General features: G+C 33.5%; 15 protein-coding genes. 3 read left to right on the forward strand and 12 right to left on the reverse strand.

Annotated elements, in window-relative coordinates; genetic code table 11:
- Positions 1-71: 71 nt before the first annotated feature.
- A complete protein-coding gene (locus tag TD18_RS08675; RefSeq protein ID WP_241480659.1) occupies positions 72-794 on the reverse strand; it encodes a toxin-antitoxin system YwqK family antitoxin in 723 nt (240 codons plus the stop codon).
- Between the two features lie 63 nt (positions 795-857).
- Here TD18_RS08675 and TD18_RS08680 point away from each other — a divergent pair, with 63 nt between their 5' ends.
- The gene (locus TD18_RS08680; protein ID WP_040251305.1) at positions 858-2,261 is read left to right on the forward strand and encodes a fasciclin domain-containing protein; all 1,404 of its coding nucleotides are present in this window, start codon (positions 858-860) and stop codon (positions 2,259-2,261) included.
- A 167-nt stretch (positions 2,262-2,428) separates the two neighbouring features.
- Here TD18_RS08680 and yidC read toward each other — a convergent pair whose 3' ends face one another.
- Both yidC and TD18_RS08690 read right to left on the reverse strand, forming a co-directional pair.
- Positions 2,429-4,336 carry a membrane protein insertase YidC gene (gene yidC, locus TD18_RS08685; protein WP_040251308.1) on the reverse strand — a complete coding sequence of 636 codons (1,908 nt, stop codon included), beginning with the start codon at positions 4,334-4,336 and terminating at the stop codon, positions 2,429-2,431.
- A gap of 64 nt (positions 4,337-4,400) precedes the next feature.
- On the reverse strand, positions 4,401-6,038 hold the full coding sequence (locus TD18_RS08690) for a CTP synthase (protein ID WP_040251311.1): 1,638 nt from the start codon (positions 6,036-6,038) through the stop codon (positions 4,401-4,403).
- Positions 6,039-6,282: 244 nt separating this feature from the next.
- Here TD18_RS08690 and TD18_RS08695 point away from each other — a divergent pair, with 244 nt between their 5' ends.
- Positions 6,283-7,356: an acyltransferase family protein gene (locus TD18_RS08695; RefSeq protein ID WP_052461102.1), complete on the forward strand. Its 1,074-nt coding sequence runs from the start codon at positions 6,283-6,285 to the stop codon at positions 7,354-7,356.
- 18 nt (positions 7,357-7,374) lie between these two features.
- On the opposite strand, the gene TD18_RS08700 is transcribed toward TD18_RS08695, so the two are convergent.
- The 4 genes from TD18_RS08700 to guaA form a co-directional block, all read right to left on the reverse strand.
- The gene (locus TD18_RS08700; protein ID WP_040251313.1) at positions 7,375-7,605 is read right to left on the reverse strand and encodes a DUF3820 family protein; all 231 of its coding nucleotides are present in this window, start codon (positions 7,603-7,605) and stop codon (positions 7,375-7,377) included.
- A 117-nt stretch (positions 7,606-7,722) separates the two neighbouring features.
- Positions 7,723-8,265, reverse strand: coding sequence for a DUF922 domain-containing protein (locus TD18_RS08705; protein ID WP_040251316.1), 543 nt, complete (start codon positions 8,263-8,265; stop codon positions 7,723-7,725).
- Between the two features lie 130 nt (positions 8,266-8,395).
- The gene (locus TD18_RS08710) at positions 8,396-10,303 is read right to left on the reverse strand and encodes a PBP1 and LysM peptidoglycan-binding domain-containing protein (RefSeq protein WP_040251319.1); all 1,908 of its coding nucleotides are present in this window, start codon (positions 10,301-10,303) and stop codon (positions 8,396-8,398) included.
- A gap of 68 nt (positions 10,304-10,371) precedes the next feature.
- Positions 10,372-11,907 (reverse strand): glutamine-hydrolyzing GMP synthase, encoded by a 1,536-nt coding sequence (gene guaA / locus TD18_RS08715; RefSeq protein ID WP_040251322.1) that lies wholly within the window; start codon positions 11,905-11,907, stop codon positions 10,372-10,374.
- A gap of 182 nt (positions 11,908-12,089) precedes the next feature.
- On the opposite strand from guaA, the gene TD18_RS08720 reads away from it, so the two are divergent.
- Positions 12,090-13,943, forward strand: coding sequence for a tetratricopeptide repeat protein (locus TD18_RS08720; protein WP_040251325.1), 1,854 nt, complete (start codon positions 12,090-12,092; stop codon positions 13,941-13,943).
- A 22-nt stretch (positions 13,944-13,965) separates the two neighbouring features.
- Here TD18_RS08720 and TD18_RS08725 read toward each other — a convergent pair whose 3' ends face one another.
- The 5 genes from TD18_RS08725 to prfA all read right to left on the reverse strand — a co-directional run bounded on the left by TD18_RS08725 (position 13,966) and on the right by prfA (position 19,618).
- Positions 13,966-16,173, reverse strand: a complete 2,208-nt coding sequence (locus tag TD18_RS08725) for a hypothetical protein (RefSeq protein WP_152611344.1) — start codon at positions 16,171-16,173, stop codon at positions 13,966-13,968.
- An 11-nt stretch (positions 16,174-16,184) separates the two neighbouring features.
- Positions 16,185-16,835: an outer membrane beta-barrel protein gene (locus TD18_RS08730; protein ID WP_084205885.1), complete on the reverse strand. Its 651-nt coding sequence runs from the start codon at positions 16,833-16,835 to the stop codon at positions 16,185-16,187.
- Between the two features lie 2 nt (positions 16,836-16,837).
- Positions 16,838-17,335, reverse strand: a complete 498-nt coding sequence (locus TD18_RS08735; protein ID WP_160289459.1) for a T9SS type A sorting domain-containing protein — start codon at positions 17,333-17,335, stop codon at positions 16,838-16,840.
- A 273-nt stretch (positions 17,336-17,608) separates the two neighbouring features.
- Positions 17,609-18,418, reverse strand: coding sequence for an orotidine-5'-phosphate decarboxylase (gene pyrF, locus TD18_RS08740; RefSeq protein ID WP_040251335.1), 810 nt, complete (start codon positions 18,416-18,418; stop codon positions 17,609-17,611).
- Positions 18,419-18,541: 123 nt separating this feature from the next.
- Positions 18,542-19,618 carry a peptide chain release factor 1 gene (prfA, locus tag TD18_RS08745; protein WP_040251337.1) on the reverse strand — a complete coding sequence of 359 codons (1,077 nt, stop codon included), beginning with the start codon at positions 19,616-19,618 and terminating at the stop codon, positions 18,542-18,544.
- Positions 19,619-19,648 lie beyond the last annotated feature (30 nt).

The raw sequence follows: 19,648 nt of genomic DNA on the forward strand, positions 1-19,648 counted from the left end.
AATTAAGAAATAAAAATAGCAACGTAAACAACGTTGCTATTACAATTGACTATATTATTGATAACTTTTAACTATTGTTTTTTGGGGTTCTTACTTCGCCTGGTATGATCTTTAGTCTCTTTGAGTTTTCCATCTTCATAATAATTCCAAATACCATGTTTTCGGCCTTTTTGGTATTGACCTTCAGCTAAGATAATTCCGTTAGCATCATAATATTTAGATAAACCATGCAGTTCATTATTTTCGTACAAGAAGTCTTTCAGCAAAAGACCTTTTTCTGAATACCATTTGGATGAACCTTCTAGATTTCCATCCTTATAATTAGATTTTTCGGCGATATTACCGTTAGGATAAAACACTATTTTCTCTCCTTCAAGCTTACCATTGTCATTATAATACTCTGTTGTCAATATGCCATCAGACTTATTATGATAGTAAATCCACTTTCCTGAATATAAACGACCATTCATTGTGCCTTCACTAATAAGTTTGCCTTTAGAGGACAAAAACTTAACATAAGCTCGGTCATTCTGTGCATTAAAAACTTTAATGGCACTTAATACACTCTTCTTATTGTTTAGTGTATAAAACTTAAAAGTATCTATTTCCTTACCATGTTGAAACCTTCCTTCATATCGCAATTGATCCGTTTTATCAAAATACTTTTTCCAAATTCCATGACGCTTACCATCATCATCAAACTGATTTACAATATTTTGAGCAGGTGCAAAAGAAGCAACCATTGTTAAAATAAACATAAAAAACAAGCCTCTCATTCTATTTTGTTTAATCATTTCGTAGTTTTGTTAAACAGACTGATTTGAATTATTAAAGTTAAACAACAAAAACTCAAAAAAATGAAAATTATTTCAAAAACATTTAAAATTTTCCCATTATTATTAGTCGTTTTTGCTTTTTATGCATGTAGCAACGACAATGATAACAACGCAATTATCTTGCCACAACAATTAGACATTGTTGATACAGCAATCGCAACTCCTGAATTATCAAGTTTAGTCGCTGCTGTTCAGGCTGCTGGGTTAGAAAGTGTGCTTAGAGGAAATGGTCCTTTTACAGTATTAGCACCAACAAATGATGCATTCGCAACATTCTTAAACGGAACTCCATTAGATCAGGTAGATCCAGCTATATTGCAGCAAATCTTATTAAACCATGTAATTTCTGCTGATGTAAGCGCTGCTGATTTAGTATCATTATCTGGTGCTGACGGTAAAGGATACACGAGAACTAATGCAGATGGTGTAGGTGGAGAAAAACTTAGTATTTTATTTGATACCAGTGCTGCATTACCAAGATTTAATAATTCAGCTAGCGTCGTTTCTGCAGCTTTTGCTGATATTTCTGCATCAAACGGAACAGTTCATGTTATTGATGCTGTGTTAGGCTTACCAGATATAGTAGACCATGCATTAAATAATGATAACTTTACGTCATTAACTGGCGCTTTAACTGCGGAAAACTTAGTGACAGTATTACAAGGTGATGGCCCATTTACGGTTTTTGCACCAACCAATGATGCCTTTACAGATTTTAATAATCCTAATTCAAATGCCCTTGGAGATATTCTTTTAAACCATGTTATTGATGGTGTTGCATTTTCAACTGGACTTACTTCAGGATATGATACAACAACATTTGCTACCAATGCTGATGGCGATAACTTAACCTTATATATCAATGCTGGTGATACTGTCATGCTAAATGGTTCATCTATGGTTGTTGTTGCAGATATTGTTGGAACAAATGGTGTAGTTCATGTTGTTGATAACGTTATTGATTTACCTACTATTGCAACTTTTGCAACTTCAAATACGGATGCTTTAGGTAGTTTAGTTTCAGCCTTAGCGCTTGCAGATACAGGATCACCAACAGTACAATGGATTAGTACAGTTTCTGATGCTTCGGCAGGACCTTTTACGGTCTTTGCGCCTACAAATGGTGCTTTTGCAGATTTATTATTAGAATTAGATCCGTCTGGAAACACAACTTTAGGCGATTTAGATCCTGCAACTGTAGATGCTGTATTGCTTATGCATGTTGCCAATGGTAACGTTCGCGCTGCTGATTTACCTAGCTTGATGGGTACTATTCCTGCACTAGGAGGTGATTTAGATTTAGATATCAATACACTTACAATTACAGATAGCTTGATGAGAGAAATCGGGATTATCGCTGAACTTACTGATATACAAGCTATAAACGGTGTTGTACATGTCATTGACAGAGTAATTCGCCCATAAAAAATTCATTTCAAATTAATTGATTAATAGTTAGATTAATTTGACCTGATTGGTTGGTTGGTTAAAGCGCTTCTAGAATGTCTAGAAGCGCTTTTTTTATTAAACAGAATAAGTGTAATAAAAAAGCCTCTGAATCTCAGAGGCTTTTAATAGTGTAATGGCAATCATTATTTACGTTTTTGCTGCGCTTGTTTTTGTGCTTCAGCTTGTTCCATCATTTCAGCCATTTTCTTCTGAAATTTGTTCTGCTTTTTAGGTTTTTTCTTATTCTCCTGAATCTGAGCATGAATCTTATCTTCATCTAAAATGTAATTCTTAATAACTAACATAATACCAATACTAATTAAGTTAGAAATGAAATAATACAAACTCAATCCAGAAGCGTATTGATTAAAGAATACTAACATCAGAATAGGCGAAAAGTAAATCATATACTTCATCATCTTAGCCATATCTGGCATACCTTCCTGAGTTGGTTGTGAAGCCATTTGCTGACCAGTCGTCATTTTCATATAAAAGAAAATAGCTATTGCTGCTAATATTGGAAATAAACTTACGTGGTCTCCATAAAAAGGAATATTAAATGGCAGCTCGGCAATTACATCGTACGACGATAAATCATCAGCCCAAAGGAAACTTTTTTGTCTCAAAGCAAATGCTGTTGGGAAAAACATGAATAAGGCATAAAATACTGGTAACTGAATTAAACCAGGCAAACATCCAGCTAACGGACTAGCACCTGCTTTGTTTTGAAGTGCCATCGTCTCCTGCTGCGCCTTCATCTTATTGTCTTTGTACTTTTCTTTTATAGCATCTAACTCTGGCTTCAACACTCGCATTTTGGCTTGTGACAAAAACTGCTTATACTGTACAAAAGACATCATTAATTTGATTAAAACTGTCATTACAATAATGGCAATACCATATGGCAAGAACGAACTAAGAAAGCTAAAAAGTGGAATAAACAATTGCTTGTTAATCCATCCAAATATTCCCCAACCAAATGGAATACTTTCTTCTAAATCATAATCATATTGCTTAAGTATTTTGCTATCTGTAGGGCCAAAATACAATTGGAAATTATTATCTGCTTCACCAGCTTTAAACCGTAAAGGTAATTTTGAAGCAAACTGTTTTGTAAAAACGGTATCTACTTCTTCATCTTGCACTAAATCATTAGAAGTTATAGTGGCTTTCTTAAAGGGTTCATTCGCCACTAAGATTGTACTGAAAAAATGCTGTCTGTACGATAACCATCTCGCCTCTTCAATAAGTTCTTCATCATCACCATTTTGAGCTAACTTACTAATTTTGTCACCTTCATGCATGTAAGTTAAACGTGTATAACGGTTTTCATAAGTTATACTTTGGTCATGACGATACGTTTTCAACTTCCAATCTAAGTTAATCTCCTGAGAGCTATTAACCACATTGTTTAAACCTTTGGAAACGATTGAAAAATCAATCATATAATCCTTTGGTTTCAACTCATAGCGATATTCTAAGAATTGACTCTCAGACACCTTGAGTTTCATTGAAACAATAGTGTTATCTCCGTTTTTTGTTACTGAAGGCTGAAATGGTAAATCTTGAGTATTTAAAATACGATTATCTGCTGTTGGAAATTGAATGTTAAACGTTTGGTTGCCATTCTTAATTAAGTGGATAGGAATCGAATCGTAGTCTACAAATTCTTTTAATCTGACTTCAGTGAGGAAACCACCTTTATTACTAAATTTTAATGCCAAAACATCTGTTTCAACTGTCGTTTCTTTATCTTTTGCTGTTGACAAAGTAGTTGCGTAAGCAAAAGCACCAAGTTTATTCTTTAATTCAACAATCTTTAATGAATCGGTTGGTGAAACATTAGAATAATCTTCAGCAGTAGTGACTACTGCATCTTGAGGAGTTACAGTCGCAGCCTTTTTCTCAGCTTCAATTTGTTCTTGCTTTGCTTTTTCCTGCTCTGCCAGTTCTTCTGGAGTTGGCTGATTTTGCCACATCATGTATAGTAAGATTCCGAAAATTAGTACGAATCCTATGATGGAGTTTAAGTCAAATTTTTTTTCTTCCATTTGTGTTAATTAGAGTCTCCCGTAAAGGAGCGGATGCTTTGAGTTAACAAAAAGCTGTCCAATATTAGTTTTGTGCCATACTGACACTATTTTTATCTGTTTTAAAATCAAGTGCTGCTTTAACAAAAGCTACAAATAGTGGATGTGGATTAGCAACTGTGCTCTTATACTCTGGATGATACTGAACACCAACAAACCAATTGTGATTTGGTATTTCAACAATTTCCACAAGTCCAGTTTCAGGATTTAAACCTGTCGCTTTCATGCCAGCATCTTCTATTTGTTGTTTGTATGTATTGTTAAATTCGTAACGGTGTCTGTGACGTTCTTTAATATTTTCAGATTGATAAACATTTTTGGCAATACTTCCGTCTAACAAATTACAATCCCAGGCGCCAAGACGCATTGTTCCGCCTTTATCGGTAATTGCTTTTTGAGACTCCATCAAATCAATAACTGGATTGGCAGTATCTTCATTCATTTCTGTAGAATTAGCATCTGTCAATTTAACGACATTTCTGGCATATTCAATCACAGCCATTTGCATACCTAAACAAATTCCTAAAAACGGAATGTTCTGCTCACGTACATATCGAACAGCTTCTATTTTTCCTTCAATACCACGTTCACCAAAACCAGGAGCTACTAATACACCATGCAGATGTTTTAACTTACTAGCGGCATTAGCTTTTGTTAAATATTCAGAATGAATAGGCTCGACATTGACTTTCACTTCATTTTCAGCACCAGCATGAATAAAAGCTTCTAAAATAGATTTATAAGAATCCTGAAGTTCTACATATTTACCAATTAATCCGATAGTCACTTCACCTTTCGGATTTTTATGACGTGATAAAAACTGATTCCATTGTGTTAAATCTGGAATTGAGCTGTCTAAGGCTAATTTTTTAAGGACAACTTTATCTAAACCTTCATCAAGCATTAAATTAGGAACATCATATATCGTAGATGCATCAATGGACTGAATAACGGCCTCTTGCCTAACGTTACAAAACTTCGCTAATTTTACTCTCAGATCTTCGGGCAATTCATGTTCTGTACGACATACTAAAATATCTGCCATGACACCACTTTCCATTAATGTCTTAACGCTGTGTTGTGTTGGCTTTGTTTTTAATTCGCCTGCAGCAGATAAATAAGGCACTAAAGTTAAATGAATAACAATAGCATTATGTTCTCCTAATTCCCACTTTAACTGACGAACCGCTTCTACATAAGGCAATGATTCAATATCACCAACTGTTCCTCCAATTTCAGTAATAACAATATCGTAATCCCCTGTTTGACCTAAGATTTGTACGCGATGTTTTATTTCATCAGTAATATGAGGAATGACCTGGACCGTTTTTCCTAAAAACTCACCACGACGTTCTTTTTCAATGACGCTTTGATAAATACGACCCGTAGTAACGTTATTAGATTGGCTTGTAGGCACATTTAAAAAACGCTCATAATGTCCAAGATCTAAATCAGTTTCTGCTCCATCATCAGTCACATAGCATTCGCCATGTTCGTAAGGATTTAGCGTTCCTGGATCGACATTAATGTAAGGATCTAATTTTTGAATGGTCGTCCTGTAACCTTGAGCCTGAAGCAGTTTTGCTAAAGATGCAGCAATGATGCCTTTTCCAAGTGAGGACGTTACTCCTCCTGTTACAAAGATGTATTTAGTAGTTGTCATGTTGCGCTGTTAAACGCAGGCAAATTTACAAAATTTAAATAGTTATCTACGATTTGTTTAAGGTTTATTATTCAACAATATGTTGATAATGTATTTGCACCTAAAACTGTTTAAAACTTTTGAAATTACAGCTAAACTCTAGGGCAATTAAAAAAAAATATGCAGATTTGCTTTCCCATTCATAAAATGTCATTGAAACGTCATTACATGTTATTAATGCTACGCAAGAGAACACCAATAGCAAATGAAAATTTCACAATTACTAAATAAGCAAAATAATAACTTAGATTTAATACGTGTTTTTTTAGCTATTTTAGTCATAGTAGGACATACAATTCCTCTTAATGGTGGAAGTGAATCCTGGTTCGATCCACTTTATTTGTTTGAATTTACCTATTCTGGAGCATTTGCAGTTAAGTTATTTTTCTTTATTAGTGGATTGGTTGTTACCAACAGCTATTTGAAAAAAAATGATGTGGTTTATTATTTAATTTCCAGAGTTTTCAGAATACTTCCTTTGCTCTTTTTTGTATTAGTCATTACAGTCTTCGCTTTTGGTCCTATTTTAACTCGACTTCCAATAGCTAATTATTTTTCAGAGCTTGGTAATTTTTCGTATATCTGGAAAAACTTACTCTTTAATACTAAATATTATTTACCTGGTATTTTTAATGAAAACCTCACACCAGATGTGGTTAATGGTTCTTTATGGAGTTTAAAATATGAAATAGGTTGTTACATAGCTGTTTTAATTTCATTCATAGCCTTAAGACAGAAAAATAAATACTACTTAAACATTCCAATTCTAATTGTTATTGCTGATGCTTTTTTCACAGAAGGTCTTTTCTATCATTATTTAGGTGATAGTTCTGAAATAAATTTAACTCCAGCTTCATTTGCTATAGGTGCTTTTCTAGCTGTTAATTCGGATTTTATTTCTATCAACTATAAGTCTGTCATCATTACAGCTATACTATATTACGTTTTTAGGGACAGCCACATAAATCATATCTTACTTATTATCTGCGCAGCGAGTATTACCATTTTCATTAGCTCTAATAAACATGTTCTTAAGCTAAAACCAAAGTATGATATTTCATATGGAATTTATCTTTGGGGATTTCTTATTCAGCAAACACTTTATCAGTACTTTGGCCATTTAAACCCTTATCTGCATTGTCTTTTAGCTATCATAATTACACTTATCTTAGGGTTCGCTTCTTTTGTTTTTATAGAAAAACCTTTTATGACTTTAGGCAAAAATTTCTACAAAAAGTATAAAAAACTCACGCCTGAAACGTATGCAAAACAGCATTAACAAAATAGATAAACCAACTCATTTGGGATAGCGCTTTTGAATATTTCTAATTAAATCCTCTAAACCATTAAGTTTGAGCTCGTAGACTTGGGTAAGCATATCTCCCAACTTACCTTTTGGAAAGCCTTTGTTATGATACCACACAATATAATATTCTGGTAAATCAATGAGATACCTGCCTTCATATTTACCATAAGGCATTTTAGTATGAGCAAGTTTGATTAAGAATTGTTGATCTGGCTGAAGCATGGTTTCTATAAAGGACTAAGATAGATAAAAACTAACATTTAAAACCTCATTGTTAAATCTAATAGGATTGCTCCACTTTGGTTGGAAAGACAATACTTTCCAAATGACAATTCAATGTTATTCCGATTTAAAAGCTTCAAACTTTTTCAGGTTTTCAGCTACATAGGCATTCCATTTGATTTGTTCTTCTTTGTTTATAGAATTCTGACTTTCCGTATCATAGTTGTGTTGCATTTCTGCCAATTCTCTATTAACCGTTTCATGAAGCTTATTTAATTCTGACTTTATGTGTTGTGAGATCTCCAAACGTTCTAATCTGTGACGGAATATACGCACGTGTAATTCGGTGATGTCAAAATGTAGTTGTTCATGAGCCAAAATATGATCATTACATCGGTCTTTAATAAACCATGAATTTTCAGTATAAAAATGCGCTTCAGCTTGAGCTTCAAAATCGGTGATACGATCATCGGTTTTTCTTATTGCATACGAAAACGTAATTCCAGAAGCAGTTACAGCCGCAGCATCAGAATCGGCTTCAATTGGTCCTTTAAAATCTGTCCATGCTAATTTTTTGGTTTCACTCCATGGAATGGTTTCGCCTTCATTTGAAAAAGCATTTAAACACAAAAAAAGGACTATAACAAATCTAGACATCATTAAATCAATCAGATACAATATAAATAAGAGAACGCTTGAGCTTAATCTATATTGTATTCAAGTGTTTTTAGAGCAAGAATTTTCAGAAGAAACACGTATGATTCATCAACAAAAATTTTTAGATAAACGATTACAATTTTGCTTCAACAATAGTTAAATCATCGTACTTCACAATGTAAACCGCTTCATTGTAGTAACCACCAAACATCTTTTTAGAATACCTGAATTTGTTCTCGATATATTCAGTTTCAATATCACTAGACGAGGCTTTGTATAAATCGTCTTCAGAAGCCAAACGTAAAAGCAGATCTAAGGTTAAATCGAAACCTCGAACGGCATATTTATTCGGACTCACATTGTATTCGTTCATATATTTGGTTACAAAACTATTTCTAGATTCTACAGCAATTGTTTTATTTACTGATGGATAGTGAAATTTCAAATTAGACAAGTGGTAGTTAGAAATCTCCTTTCCATCAAAAGCTTTATTTTTATTGGTAGTCATTAAAATGATTTCTTTATCATTCATATTAAAACCATTGATCATACTAATGACGTTAGACGCTAAACCTTCGTTATCCGTTTCGAGAAATACAATATTAGTTCCAGTTTGAAACACGTTTTCTAAATCGGTTTGATACATAAAATATGCCTCTTGTCCTTTTTTATTTTTTCTAGATTGAATTTGTTTTGCTAAAGGAAATTCACTTTTAAGACGATCACTAATAGCTTTATGTTTTGAATCTGAAATTATTACAATGTGCTTTGGCAAAGAGTCTTTCTTAACGTATTTAATGATAGCCTGTTCTAACAAATCATCTGATGGAATGGTCTGAAATACATTATCATACAAATTTGTTGGCATAGTTAAAGGCGATATTACAGGCACATTATCACGTTTCAGTTTAGAAGCAACACGCTCGAGACTCGTGGGCATTAATGGACCGATAACAGCATCGTATTCTGAAAAATCATTTGCTTCTAAAATTTTAGAAATCTCTGCAATCTGATTTTTTGTATCAATAACTTTTAAATTGGTAGAAATCCCTAATTGTTTTGCTGAATCTAAAGCCATGAGTACACCAGTATGAAAATCTAAAGACACCGATAGCAAACCGTTAGTGCGCATCATCTTTTTAGCTTCCTGAACAGAATCAACATCAACTTTATTTAAGCCAAATGGTAACATGAGTGCAATACGTTTTGGACTTAAATTCTTTAAATTTGAAGATAAGTTAGTATTTGCGACATCTATGACTACATTAGTTGTTTTGATATTACCTGGCACTTTTAAGACCATTCCCAGTTTTAAACCACCTTCTTTGAGTTCAGGATTTAAAGTTTCTAACTGGTCTTGAGTAACTCCCAGTTTCCGATTTAAAGCCATGTAACCTTCACTCTTTAAAACCGTATAATAATTAAATTCATCATCCACAGCTTTCTCTTCATTATTGCTAATATTTGGAACGTTGAGTTCATCACCAGGCTGCAATACCTCATTGATATTTGGATTTAAAGCTTCAAGTTCTGGAACAGTAATTCCAAATTTATAAGCCACTCGCCATTTACCCTCTTTAGGCTGAACTTTATACTTTTTGATGGTATTATTTAAACTTACCTTATTGACTATCGTTTTAAAACGAGGTATTTTCAACTTGTCGCCTTTTCTTAAATTTTCGGAATAGAGATTTGTATTATGCTTTTTGATATCTTCAATCTCTACAGCATATTTTTGAGAAATACTGAATAGCGTTTCTTTACGTTTCACTTTATGCGTTTTGTAACCGATAAGTTCTTTTTTATCTTCAAGGATTTCATCATTTTTAACTCCAGATGTTGGTATAATTAAGATCATATCTGATTTTAATTCTTTTTTTGCATCCGGATTAAGTGCAAAAATATCAAAAGGTGTTACTAAATATTGTTTAGCTATTTGCTCAATAGTTTCACCTTCCTTGACTTTGTGTGTTTTATAATCTTGAGCTATCGCAGAAAAACTGCAAAACAAAGTAACGAGTATGATTAAGAGTTTTTTCATTCAAAAAAAATTTTATGTACTGAATGTATATTGATTTGAAACAAATTCAGTGCAGAAGTCACAAAAATTTATTCCCATTCAATAGTTGCTGGTGGTTTTGAGCTAATATCATATACTACTCTATTAACGCCTTTCACCTTATTTATTATCTCATTTGAGGTTTTCTGTAAAAATTCATACGGAAGATTTACCCAATCTGCTGTCATTCCATCTGTACTTTCAACAGCTCTTAAAGCAACACATTTTTCATAAGTACGTTCGTCTCCCATAACGCCTACACTATTTACTGGCAACAACATTGCTCCTGCCTGCCATACTTTATCGTATAAATTCCAAGATCTTAGATTATTAATAAAAATAGCATCAACCTCTTGTAATATACGAACTTTCTCAGGAGTTAGATCACCAAGAATACGAATTGCCAATCCTGGACCCGGAAATGGATGACGACCTAATAGCTGAGAATCCATATTCATGGAAGCACCAACACGTCTTACCTCATCTTTAAATAAAGCTTTAAGTGGCTCTACAATTTTGAGTTTCATAAAATCTGGTAAACCTCCTACATTATGATGACTTTTAATTGTTGCACTTGGTCCTCCAGTAGCTGAAACACTTTCAATCACATCTGGATATATGGTACCTTGTGCCAACCATTTTACATCTTGAATACGATGTGCTTCATCATCAAAAACCTCAATAAACACGCGACCTATTGTTTTTCGTTTTTCTTCTGGATCGCTCTTACCAGCCAAGGCATCCAAAAAGCGTGCCGAAGCATCAACACCTCTAACATTGAGTCCCATACCTTCATATTGATGCAAGACATCTTCAAATTCATTCTTTCGAAGCAATCCGTTGTTCACAAAAATGCAGTACAAATTCTTACCTATGGCTTTATGTAACAACATGGCAGCAACCGAGGAATCGACACCTCCAGACAAGCCCAAAACGACTTTATCATTTCTTATTTGCTTTTTAAGACTATCAACGGTTTCTTCAACAAATGATTGTGGTGTCCAGTCTTGCTCAACTTTAGCTATTTTAATTAAAAAGTTATGTAATAGTTGATGACCATCTGTGGTATGATAGACTTCTGGATGAAATTGAATGGCATAGGTATCTTCACCTTCAATTTTATATGCTGCATTTTCGACATCATTTGTGCTTGCTAATAAAACACCTCCTGCTGGCAATTTTTTTATGGTATCACTATGACTCATCCAAACTTGGCTGCCTTCATGAATATTTTCAAAGAAGTCTTCATTAGGTTTTACAAATCCCAAATTAGCTCGTCCATACTCTCTTGTATTTGATTCTGCGACTTCACCTCCTGAAAAATGGGCTAAATACTGAGCACCATAACAAACGGCTAGCATAGGTTTTTTCCCTCTTATTTCAGACAGATCTGGATGCAGAACAGCTTCACCTCTAACTGAGTTAGGACTACCAGATAAAATCACAGCCTTGAAACTGTCAGAATCGCTAGGAATTTTGTTAAAAGGGTGTATTTCGCAATAGATATTTAACTCTCTTACACGTCGTGCTATTAGCTGTGTATATTGCGAACCGAAATCTAAAATTAGGACTTTGTTGTGTTGCATGTGCAAAAGTAATAATTGATTTTAGATTGACGATTTAGAGTCTGCGATTTTTTGATTTTTTTTTCAACAATGCGAAACAACAGTAAATTCAATTATTTTGAAGAATGTACCCTTTTTGTCTTACCCATCAATTTCAATTCAATTCTAATAACATTATATTTATGTGATTAGAAAAAAGCCTTATGACAATTTCAAAGAAACTGAGCATTGTAATTTTATTAATTACAATAGTATCTAGTGCTCAAGAGCAACAAAAAAAAATTGACAGTCTTTTAAATGTTGTCAAAACAACACAAACAGATACAACAAAAGCATCAGCATTTATAAAATTAGCAAGAGCAATTCGATTTAAAAATCCTTCAGAATCTTTAAATTATTCAGAAAAAGCATTAGAGATTTATCAAGAAAAAAATAATTATAAAGGCGAATCTGATGCTTACGGACTAATTACATCGTATTACAATTCGGTTGGAAAAATGGATTCTGCAAAGATTTATACTAAAAAAGGAATAGCTAGCTCCTTATTAGGCAAAGACACTCTTAAGTCTGCAAAACATACTTCTAATTTAGCGTATTTAGAATTTGCTACAGGAAATCCTGAGCGAGGCATCACAATTACTGATTCCATATTGCCAATTGTTATACGATATAAGGACTCCAGTTTGATTGCAAAATTGAACACTTACAAATCTCAGTATTACAACATGCAAGGATACACTAACTTATCACTGGATGTCACTTATAAAGCCTTAGAAATTTATAAAGCTCTTAAAGACAAAGAGAACATTGCCTCTTGCGCTATGCTTATTGGAAATGTTTATCAAGGCGAAGGTAGTCATGAAAAAGCCATTTCATCATTTAAAGAAGCTTTAGACATGTATGAAATCTTAGATAGTAAAATTTTTATAGCTCAAGCAAAATCCTACATTGGCGACTCCTATCTCGGTCTTGAAAATTATAAAGAGGCAGAAGATTACTTAAACGAAGGTCTAGAACTATCGAAGGAATTAAATTTTAATGCGAATATTGGACGATCCTTTCTAAATATTGGCAGATTAAAACTTGCTCAGAAAAAATATGACGAGGCCATTTCTCATTTTGAAATAGGGCTAGCCTCATACAAATCCATTAAAATACCATATAACGAGACACGTGCTCAATACCACTTAGGTGAGGCTTATTACAAAAAAGGCAATTATCAAAAAGCAATAGAGCATCTTGATGCCAGTATTTTAATTTCAGATAGAATTAATGATCCTGCAAGAAAAATGGACGCCTTGTTGTTAAAATCGTTAGCATATGAAGCACTTGGTAATTCTAAAAATGCCTTAATATCATTTAGAGCTAACAAAAAAATTAGTGATTCACTATTTAATATTGAAAACGCAAAAAAAACTGAAGAGTTACAAATCCAGTATGAAACTGAAAGAAAAGAACAACAAATTAAATTACAAGACAATCAAATAGATTTATTAGAATCTAAAGAGAAAATCAGCAACCTTAAAATCTTTTTATTGGCTTCAGGATTATTACTAACATTATTTGCGCTCTATGCAATATTTCAACGTTCAAAACGTCATAAAGTTGAAAAAGAAAATGCTCAAGCAGCGCTAGAATACAAAACCAAAGAATTAACAACACATGCTTTACATCTAGCCAAAAAGAATGAAGTGCTCAATGACTTAAAACAAAAAGCTAAAGTTTTGAAAGCAGATGCTAATGCTGATCCTGGTTATCAAATGCTCATACAAACGATCAACTTTGATTTACAAGACGATAACAACTGGGAAAATTTCTCTCGTTATTTTGAAGAGGTACACAAGGATTTTAATACTAATGCGCAACTAAAATTTCCTAAAATTACAGCCAATGATTTGCGTTTAATGGCATTGATGAAAATGAATTTATCCTCAAAGGAAATTGCGAACATTCTAAATATCTCAAGCGATGGTATTAAAAAAGCCAGACAACGACTTCGTAAAAAAATGGGATTAGATTCAAAAGATTCTTTAGAACACACTGTGATGTCAATCTAAATTTCACAAACAATAACTTTAATTAATTGGTTGTAAACACCTTTGGATAGCGTTTTTGAAAAGATTGCCATAAGGTTGTTAAGTATTCACCACTATTCATATCTCTCAAAGCTTGTTTGGTATTTGTGATTAACTTTTCAATTTCTGGATATTCACTAATTATGACATTATTTTCGTTGAAGTAATCACCTAATATTGCCATTCGGTTTTCAAAAACATATCCATATTTGCTAAGCCATTCTTCAAAATCAGTTTCAGATATTTTAATTTCATTTTTTGCCCTTGGGTATAAATTCAGACTTGAATTAGTGCCTTTAGAAACTGTCATATTACTCTTCGCAACACTTTTATCTTCTAAGTTATTAGGATTCCCTTTTAACAACTCATGAATTGATTTAAGTTCATTTTTAATTTGATCTATTTCCATTTGCTGTTGTTTTAACTGAAGTGCAATATCATTAGTATTTAAGCCAATTGCTACATTAACATAACCGAATACATCGCCTAAAGACGCTTCCCAAGCTACACCAATAATTTCAGAATAATCACTAAGCATCATTTCATTCGGAGCTTTTGATATTGCTAATCCGTCATCATTCCCAGAAGGCAATATGTAGTCTCCAATGGCTACTCGTCCGACAACCCGAACAGGCACCTGACCTAAAAATGCTACCTTTTCAAAATTTTCAACCGATTGATTTATTGGCATATTTCCAAGTACAATAGGATTTGTAGAAATCACCAAAATGTGTTGTGCTCCTTTTGTTCTTTTTGAAATCTTCCCACCAAATACACCTACCACTTCACCTGGTTCAAATTGCGTTTTAGCATTTTCTTTTTCAAGGTATTCAGCATAATCTGCGCCTCCAGTTTTAAAGGACACACCAACATTGTTTGTTGCATTTATAGTAAGTTCTAACAAATGTGCATAAGCTGCTGCTCCTTGTAATCCCATGACTATGACTTCACCTCCATCAAACTGAAATCCACAAGCAATGCCCTCTGCAACTATAAAAGCTTCGTCTAATAATGCTGTTGTAGCGTCCCAAATAAAGCGAAAACTATTATTGAGCTCATTTAAGGTTTGCCCTTCGATTGCGCCAACTGGATTGTTTGAAGAGTTTGAAAACGTGAGAAAGTTATTATTACTGCTTGGTGTAACGGCATTTGCGCTAATCCATATACCATGCCTACCTCTAACTTCTAAAGGATAAGAACTGGCATTATTTTGACTAATATTTGTTAACTGTGGATTTACTATAACACGACCAGTAAGTAAACTTCGTCCATGGACTATTAAAGAATTGAGATTAGGATCAAAACCTGATTGATTAATAACTGCAAAATTTAGGTTGGCTGTTTGAGAAACATTTAGATTATTATTAATTTGAGTTGCTCCAGCTACAGTAAGTGTATTGGCTAAATTAGCAGGACCACTAGCGTTTAGTATATTTAATAACGAATTTTGATTTACGGTAATATTCTCAAAAATTCCATCACTAAAATTGGAAGTGCCTAATACATTTAAGTCGCCTTCGAGCAGTGAGTTTCCAGCAACTGTTAAATCTGAATACAAATTAGTATCACCTCCAACTGCTAATTCGCCATCAAAACTAACCAAACCATCTACAGTTAAATCACCTGTGAGGTATGTCGGACTTAGATTATTAACCGTTAAGTTGTTATTCAGATTAGTGATTCCGTCTGTGGTTAAAGAACCAGACAGATTTGTTGCACTTGCATTATTCACTGACAAATTGCTATTCAAATTGGTTTCACCATCGACATCTAATGTGGAGCTCGCGATGATTTCTCGATGTCTTACATACGGAATATAAGTTAGCTCTTGATAGCTAAACATAACATAACCGTTTCCATCTAAAAGGTCGATTTCTACTCGTAAATGTTTTTGATTGTCCCAATATATTTGATTAAAAGTCATTAATGTTTCTGAGGTTAATACACCTTGGCCAATCATTAAATTGATCATCCCAAAAGGATCTGTTTGTGTTGTATGGGTTTCTTGATATTCAACTTGAGAAGTATTATCCATTATACTAAACTTAACACTCAAAGGCGCATTAGGTAAATTATTTGATTGAATATCTACGCCTGGAATTTCTTGAGGATTATTATCTATTATAACCGCCTGATAACTGATACCATCGGTTTGGGCTTCTGCTAAAATAGCACTAAAAATAAGCCATGTAATAAGTATGAATTTTTTCATAATTTTAGTTATTATAATGAACAATTACAGTTAGGAAGATTAATTATTAAACCTATTCCTAGTTGATGATTGATGAGTTTTAATGTTTCTTGATCTAGACTTTTAGATTGGTCTATAAGCACTGTTTTTCCGTAGAAATAATTGGCAAAAATTGCTGTGTTGCGAGATATTGGATATTGCATCCCAATACCACCTTTCACAAAAAATATATCGTTATTAAATTCATTTTCCTTTACCAAATCAAACACCTGATTATTTGTGGTTTGAGTTCCTCGTATTAAATGTTCAAAAGTGATTCTGCCTATTATATAGAATGAAAAATCTCGCAAGCGAAACAATCTAAAATCTAATCCGGTTTGAATGCCTAAATAAGACACATCCCATTCAAAAAAATTATCTAAAACAGGATCACTACCAATCGCTCCATAATCGTTATAAGACATTCCTAAAGCCAGAAATAAAGTCTGTTCGTTATTCAAATTATCTCGATAACCAATTCCCATATAGGTATTTGATTTCGATAATAAATTATCAATCGATTTGCCACTTGAATTGGTATAATCGAAAGCTGATATTGATTTACCTGCTTCAAAGTAGATTTGCTGGCAAGAAATACTTAAACCCATTAAGAAAAATCCAGAAAACATCAGAAACAACCTCATAACTATTCCTTTATAATTTTAGTGATCATTATTTTTTGACGCATCCTCACATGTAATACATAAACACCATTAGCAACATTACTCAATTGTATTGTGAGATTCTGAGTTGGATGATATATTTGAGAATGAACTGTTCTTCCCATTACATCTGAGACATAGACTGTGAGCTCATCAAATATGGGTTCATTAAATATTATAGTGATGGATTGAGAAAACGGATTAGGAAAAACGACAGCATCTAAATTAGAATCTGAATTATCATTCAAAAATGATGCATGGACTGGTTGAAGAAATCCTTGTCTTAAACTATAATTTTGTGCATTAAATGTTCTAATCACACTAGTTTGCCCAATACTTTCTTGTATATAAAAGCTTTTATTATTTGCATAAACAAAATGCGAGCTACCTTGGTTGGTTAACGTTTCTTTCTTTAAGGATTGCGTAAAACACTGTGCTGATAAAAGAAAAAACAAGCATAAGATTTGAAGATTATTATACATGGGCATCCACTTTAAATACCCAATGTAAGCTGCTTTTATCAGCTAAAAAAGAAAGAAATGCTATGTACCCCTTTTGTACCCTTTTATTTAAAGGAAAGGATCCTGATATGATTTTTATTTAAAATCTGTGATGCGTTTTACTATACTATATTTTCGATTCCACTTTCAAATACAATGTGTTTTCGAATTATATTGCCTGAGACATTGATAGTAAATTAATATGAACCGTTATGCCTAAAAGCACCATGTTCGATGTATTACATTTCAAATCCTCTATAATTCCGAGGCCATTTCTATTTGTAGAATTTCGGCCTTTTCAGCAGCAGCCTGAGCAAAATCTTTTCCATTGGAAGCATAAATAATCCCTCTTGATGAATTGACTAATAAGCCAACATTTGAAGTCATTCCATATTTACAAACCTCTTTTAAACTTCCGCCTTGTGCGCCAACACCTGGCACTAATAAGAATGCTTCAGGAATAATTTTTCTGATGTCAGCGAGATACTCGGCTTTTGTTGCACCAACCACATACATTAAATTTTCTGAATTCTTCCAAGTTTTAGACGTTTCTAATACCTGTTTATACACTTCTTTTCCTTCAATCGTTTTAGTCTGAAAATCGAAAGCTCCAGCATTTGACGTCAATGCTAGCAGAATAGTATGCTTGTCTTTGACCTCTAAAAAAGGTTCTATTGAATCTTTTCCCATATATGGCGCAACAGTAATACTATCGAATGCTAAATCTTCAAGAAATGCTTTTGCATACATGCGACTGGTATTACCTATATCACCTCGTTTGGCATCAGCAATCGTAAAGATTTCCGGATGCTTGACATTAAGATACATGATGGTTTTTTCTAAAGCCTTCCAACCTTTTAATCCGTAAGCTTCATAAAAAGCAGTATTAGGCTTATAAGCTACACACAAATGATGGGTTGCGTCAATGATTGCTTTATTAAACGCGAAGATTGGATCTTCTTCACTTAGTAAATGTTTCGGGATTTTATTAAGATCGACATCCAATCCTATGCAAAGAAAAGATTTCTTTTTTTGAATTTGTTCAATGAGTTGTTGCGTAGTCATTCGTACTATTTTACCTTTAGTTTTCGATAACAATAATTCTATTTTAATTTTAAAAGCATCCGCATCAAGAGCAAAATAACATTAGAGTTATGCCATAAAAAAAGCCCAAAAAGAGGCTTCCAATTAAATATGTTCGTCACTTGCTTTTAACTTTTCAGTATTTTCAGCTAGTTGTAATTCGTCTATTATTTTTTGAATATCGCCATTTACAATATTCGATAGATCATAAAGTGTTAAACCAATTCTATGATCTGTAACTCTCCCTTGAGAATAATTGTAAGTTCTAATTTTTGCACTTCTGTCTCCTGAACTCACCATACTACCACGCTTAGCAGCATCTTCTTCTTGCTTTTTTGCCAATTCCATATCGTACAAACGAGAACGCAGAACTTTGAATGCCTTCTCCTTGTTTTTATGTTGCGACTTTTGATCTTGACATTGCGCAACTAATCCAGTTGGTTCATGTGTTAAACGAACTGCAGAATACGTTGTATTAACCGATTGCCCTCCAGGACCAGACGAACAGAAGTAATCTATTCTTACATCTTTTGGATCGATCTCTACATCAAATTCTTCGGCTTCAGGAAAAACCATACAGGTTGCTGCACTCGTATGCACACGACCTTGCGTTTCTGTTTGTGGTACACGTTGTACACGATGCACACCAGCTTCAAACTTCAATGTTCCGTAAACATCTTCGCCAGTAACTTCAAACTGAATTTCTTTAAATCCGCCATTAGTCCCTTCACTATAATCTACCACATCAACTTTCCAGCCTTTACTCTCACAATATTTAGAATACATTCTGAATAAATCACCAGCAAAAATACTCGCTTCATCACCTCCTGTACCAGCACGCAATTCGACTACAGCATTTTTAGAGTCTTCAGGATCTTTCGGAATTAGCAATACTTTAATCTCTTCTTCCAGTTTTGGAATACCATTCTTGGCTTCATCGTATTGCATTTTAGCCATTTCAACCATTTCTGGATCACTTCCGTCGGCTATAATTTCTTCAGCTTCTTTAAGATTCTCTGTTAATTCGATATACGCTTCACGTTTATCCATCAACAATCGTAAATCTTTGTACTCCTTATTTAGTTGAACATAACGCTTTTGATCTGTAATGATATCTGGTTGAATGATCAAATCACTCACCTCATCAAAGCGTTGTTTAATAATCTGTAATTTATCTAACATTTATCTCTTAAAATTGTGTTTCAAAAATAC

The organism is Psychroserpens mesophilus (assembly GCF_000826645.1).
Classification (GTDB): domain Bacteria; phylum Bacteroidota; class Bacteroidia; order Flavobacteriales; family Flavobacteriaceae; genus Psychroserpens; species Psychroserpens mesophilus.

Coding starts and splice junctions, on each gene's coding strand:
- TD18_RS08675 (WP_241480659.1), bottom strand. CDS start 794: ATGATTAAACAAAATAGAATGAGAGGCTTGTTTTTTATGTTTATTTTA.
- TD18_RS08680 (WP_040251305.1), top strand. CDS start 858: ATGAAAATTATTTCAAAAACATTTAAAATTTTCCCATTATTATTAGTC.
- yidC (WP_040251308.1), bottom strand. CDS start 4,336: ATGGAAGAAAAAAAATTTGACTTAAACTCCATCATAGGATTCGTACTA.
- TD18_RS08690 (WP_040251311.1), bottom strand. CDS start 6,038: ATGACAACTACTAAATACATCTTTGTAACAGGAGGAGTAACGTCCTCA.
- TD18_RS08695 (WP_052461102.1), top strand. CDS start 6,283: ATGAAAATTTCACAATTACTAAATAAGCAAAATAATAACTTAGATTTA.
- TD18_RS08700 (WP_040251313.1), bottom strand. CDS start 7,605: ATGCTTCAGCCAGATCAACAATTCTTAATCAAACTTGCTCATACTAAA.
- TD18_RS08705 (WP_040251316.1), bottom strand. CDS start 8,265: ATGATGTCTAGATTTGTTATAGTCCTTTTTTTGTGTTTAAATGCTTTT.
- TD18_RS08710 (WP_040251319.1), bottom strand. CDS start 10,303: ATGAAAAAACTCTTAATCATACTCGTTACTTTGTTTTGCAGTTTTTCT.
- guaA (WP_040251322.1), bottom strand. CDS start 11,907: ATGCAACACAACAAAGTCCTAATTTTAGATTTCGGTTCGCAATATACA.
- TD18_RS08720 (WP_040251325.1), top strand. CDS start 12,090: ATGACAATTTCAAAGAAACTGAGCATTGTAATTTTATTAATTACAATA.
- TD18_RS08725 (WP_152611344.1), bottom strand. CDS start 16,173: ATGAAAAAATTCATACTTATTACATGGCTTATTTTTAGTGCTATTTTA.
- TD18_RS08730 (WP_084205885.1), bottom strand. CDS start 16,835: ATGAGGTTGTTTCTGATGTTTTCTGGATTTTTCTTAATGGGTTTAAGT.
- TD18_RS08735 (WP_160289459.1), bottom strand. CDS start 17,335: ATGTATAATAATCTTCAAATCTTATGCTTGTTTTTTCTTTTATCAGCA.
- pyrF (WP_040251335.1), bottom strand. CDS start 18,418: ATGACTACGCAACAACTCATTGAACAAATTCAAAAAAAGAAATCTTTT.
- prfA (WP_040251337.1), bottom strand. CDS start 19,618: ATGTTAGATAAATTACAGATTATTAAACAACGCTTTGATGAGGTGAGT.